Origin of the sequence: Rhodosalinus sediminis (assembly GCF_003385555.1) — a bacterium.
GTDB lineage: Bacteria > Pseudomonadota > Alphaproteobacteria > Rhodobacterales > Rhodobacteraceae > Rhodosalinus > Rhodosalinus sediminis.
In genome coordinates this window covers 1-3,517 of sequence record NZ_QOHR01000054.1, presented here as the reverse complement: position 1 = coordinate 3,517, position 3,517 = coordinate 1, and the positions used below count along the sequence as shown (strand labels likewise).

Annotated in this window: 2 protein-coding genes and 1 pseudogene; all 3 read right to left on the bottom strand. The window is 57.3% G+C overall.

Going from position 1 to position 3,517, the window contains the following annotated elements:
* Positions 1 to 2,696 (bottom strand): type I restriction endonuclease subunit R (locus DRV84_RS14910; protein WP_147298885.1); only part of this gene is annotated, 2,696 nt, incomplete at its 3' end.
* Between the two features lie 62 nt (positions 2,697 to 2,758).
* Positions 2,759 to 3,067 carry a hypothetical protein gene (locus DRV84_RS14905; protein ID WP_476748608.1) on the bottom strand — a complete coding sequence of 103 codons (309 nt, stop codon included), beginning with the start codon at positions 3,065 to 3,067 and terminating at the stop codon, positions 2,759 to 2,761.
* An 83-nt stretch (positions 3,068 to 3,150) separates the two neighbouring features.
* Positions 3,151 to 3,517: pseudogene (locus DRV84_RS14900) on the bottom strand (recombinase family protein); the annotation flags it as partial.

Genomic DNA, 3,517 nt, shown 5'->3' with positions numbered 1-3,517 from the left:
CGGGCATAGCCCGCACGAACCTCGGCTTCGCTTAGGCCTTCGCCCTCCCTCAGCGTCGCAATAAAGGCTTCCAGATCGTCGCGTTCGTCCATCAGCCGAGCGCTGGAGGCAAGAAGACCCATCAACTCTTCACGGGTCATCTTCTGTTTCTTAGGCGCGGCCTGCGAGAAGCGAGCGATGAGACCCATGATGTAGTCGTAATCGATCAGCGCGCTATCGAAGAGCACAAATTCGAAATCGAGCTGGGCAGTGGGGCCATCGGGGTCGTCGGTCTTGCGCTGCCGCTCCTGGAGTCGCTTGGCGGTTTCCAGATACTGCGCCGAGAAAGCGCGTAGATCGTCGCGTGGCATCAGCGCTTCTATCGTAGCCTTCGCGTCGGCATCGAGGTCGGTGTATTGATCAAGCTGGGTGGTCAGGCGCCGCACCTCCTTGAAGCGCTCGATAAATCCAGCGCGTGCCTCGTCGCCCTTGAGATTCGCCACCTCTTCAGGCCGAGCATCGAGGCCGTGGGACTTCATGAAATCCGCGAGCTGCTGCGAGGCCCCCTTCAGCTTTTCGATCACCTTGGGTGCCGGGTCGACCAGCCAGACCTCTTTGGCCCGCTCCGGCGCTTCGCCCGAAAAAAGCGCGATGGCCTCATCGACGGCGTCCTTCTGGGCGCGGAAGTCGAGGATGTTGCCGTAGGGCTTCGAGTCGTTCAGTACGCGGTTGGTGCGCGATACAGCTTGGATGAGGTTGTGATACTTCAGTCTTTTGTCGACATAGAGCGTGTTCAGATACTGCGAGTCGAAGCCTGTCAGCAACATGTCGACGACGATTGTGATGTCGATCTTTTTCTCGTGCGGTAGATCGCTGTTGGAATATTTTTGATCTTTAACGCGTTGCTGGACGTCCTGGTAGTATGCGTCAAACTCTGACAGTCGGTGGTTGGTCCCAAAACGGGAATTGTAGTCGCCGATGATCTCTTGAAGCGCTTGTTTCTTGCGGTTCGGCTCCTTCTGATTATCCGCCATCTCCTGCGGCAGATCCTCCTGCAGCTGGGCGATGTCGCGGTTGCCTTCGGCGGGTGGCGAGAAGACGCAGGCAACATTCAATGAGCAAAAGTCGTCTTGGGCGGCTAGGCGCTTGGCCTGGATTTCCTTGAAAAGACCGAAATATTCGATTGCGTCGTCGATCGAGGCAGTCGCAAATAGCGCGTTGAATTTACGCTGATTGGTGGCAGCGTCGTGCTTGTCGAGGATTGCTTCAACCACGGCCCGCCTAGCCGGCACTTCGCCAGGCTTGAATGGGGTCCCGTCAGGCTTGAAGAAATCGACATGGAAGCGAAGCACATTGCCGTCGTCGATGGCGTGGGTGATTGTATAGGCGTGCAGCTCCTTTTCGAAGATGTCAGTGGTGGTCAACAGGCTGGCCTGCTCGCCCTCGACCCGCTGATTGCTAGCATTCTGCTCGAAGATCGGCGTGCCAGTGAAGCCGAAGAGCTGCGCACGAGGGAAGAATTCGCGGATCGCTTTATTGTTGTCGCCGAATTGTGAGCGGTGGCACTCATCGAAAATGAAAACGAGGCGCTTATCCCGCAGCGGTTCGAGACGTTCGCGGTATTGCTTCCTGTGGCTTGCATCCAGCGCAAGGCCAAGCTTTTGGATGGTGGTGACGATCACCTTGTCCTTGTAGTCCTCCGATAAAAGGCGCCTGACAAGGGTATCAGTGTTCGTGTTTTCCTCAACGCATCCCGGTTGGAAGCGGTTGAACTCCTCACGCGTCTGTTTGTCGAGATCCTTCCGATCGACGACGAATAGGCATTTTTCAATTTCGGGGTTGTCTTTGAGCAGCGTGGACGCCTTGAATGAGGTGAGCGTCTTGCCCGAGCCGGTCGTATGCCAGATATATCCGTTTCCCCGGTTTTCATGGATGCAGTCCACGATCGCCCTAACCGCATAAACTTGGTACGGGCGCATCATCATCAGCTTCCGCTCGTTCTGGATGAGTACCATGTAGCGGCTGATCATCTCGGCCAGCGTGCACTTGGCGAGAAACTGGTCGGCAAATGCGGAAAGGTGCTCTACCTTGCTGTTGTCCCTTTTAGCCCATTTATAGATCGGCAGAAATCGTTCTTCGACGTTGAACTGGAAATGCTCGTTATTGTTATTGGCGAAGTACCAAGTCTGACTTCGGTTGCTGACTATGAACAACTGCGTGAAGCAAAGAAGGCTGTTTCCGAAGCCGTTGCCTGGATCGTTTCGGTAATCAATGATCTGCTGCATCGCGCGCCGCGGTGAAACTTGCAGCGATTTCAGTTCGATCTGTACCAACGGCAATCCGTTGATCAACACGATCACATCGTAGCGATGATGGCTGCTTTTTGTGTTGATCCGAAGCTGGTTAATCACTTCGAAACTGTTCTTGCACCAGTCCTTAAGATTGACGAGCTGGTAATATAGAGGCGTGCCATCTTCGCGTTCGAACTTTTCGAGGTTGCGCAGTCTTTCTGCGCTAGCAAATACGTCAGGCGCGACCATTTCGTCGAGCAGACGCTCGAACTCTCCATCGGTTAAATTTACCCGATTGAGGGCTTCAAACTTCTGGCGAAAATTGCGTTCTAGTGTTTCGCGATCTCGAATGTCGTCTCGATAGGAGTATTTCAGCCCTACGAGGCTTTCGATAAGCTCATGCTCTATTTCTGCTTCTTTTTTCATTCTGATCGTCGAACTCTGCCGTGGCCGCACCGTTTTTGTGCTTCAAAACGCCTCTTGGACAATTACCGGTCGTGGGCGACGATGTCGAGATGCTGCCGCTCCCACTCCAGCGGGAACGGCACCAGCACGCGCCCCAGCGTCACCTCTGGCCCCTGTTTCCCGTCCAGGATCGCCTCCACGATATCCGGCGCGAGCAGCGTGAGGCGCAGGACGCGGGTCATGTAGGAGGGTGCGATGTCCTCGCGCTCGGCCAGTTCGGCGATGGTGGCGAACTCGCCCGACTCAAGCATCCGCTTCCAGCGGAACGCGCGGGCCAGCGCCTTGACCAGTGTGTTGTCTGTCCGCCGCGGTTGCGTGGTGCCCTCGGGCATCTGCATTTCCTTCCGGCCACCACGCTTCACTACGCGGAACGGGACATGCAGCGTCACGGTTTCGGGGATCGGAGCCCCGCGAGTCATGCTGCGGCCTCAATACCGCTTGTCTGCATCTCGCGGGCCAGACCGCTGAGCCCGTCGACGCGCATCCTGACGTTCAGGCCGTCGCTGGCGATGTCCACGCGTTCGACCAGCAGTGCCACGATGCGCGCCTGCTCTGCCGGGAACAATTCGTCCCACAGTGGATCAAGCTGCTGAAGCGCCGCGCGGGCGTCGGCCTCAGTGATGTCATCGGCGTGGGCGCGCGCCGCCTTCCACGTGCCTGCCACGATCTCCGGCTGGCGGAACACGGCGCGCAGTTGGTCTATGACGGCCGCTTCGATCTCGCCCGCCGGCACGCGGCCGACCGGGCAGGACCCCGCGCCGTGCTTCAGCACTGTCTGGCTG

Bases quoted from the DNA above. Each gene is read 5' to 3' on its own strand.
- DRV84_RS14905 (WP_476748608.1), bottom strand. From the start codon at position 3,067: ATGCCCGAGGGCACCACGCAACCGCGGCGGACAGACAACACACTGGTC.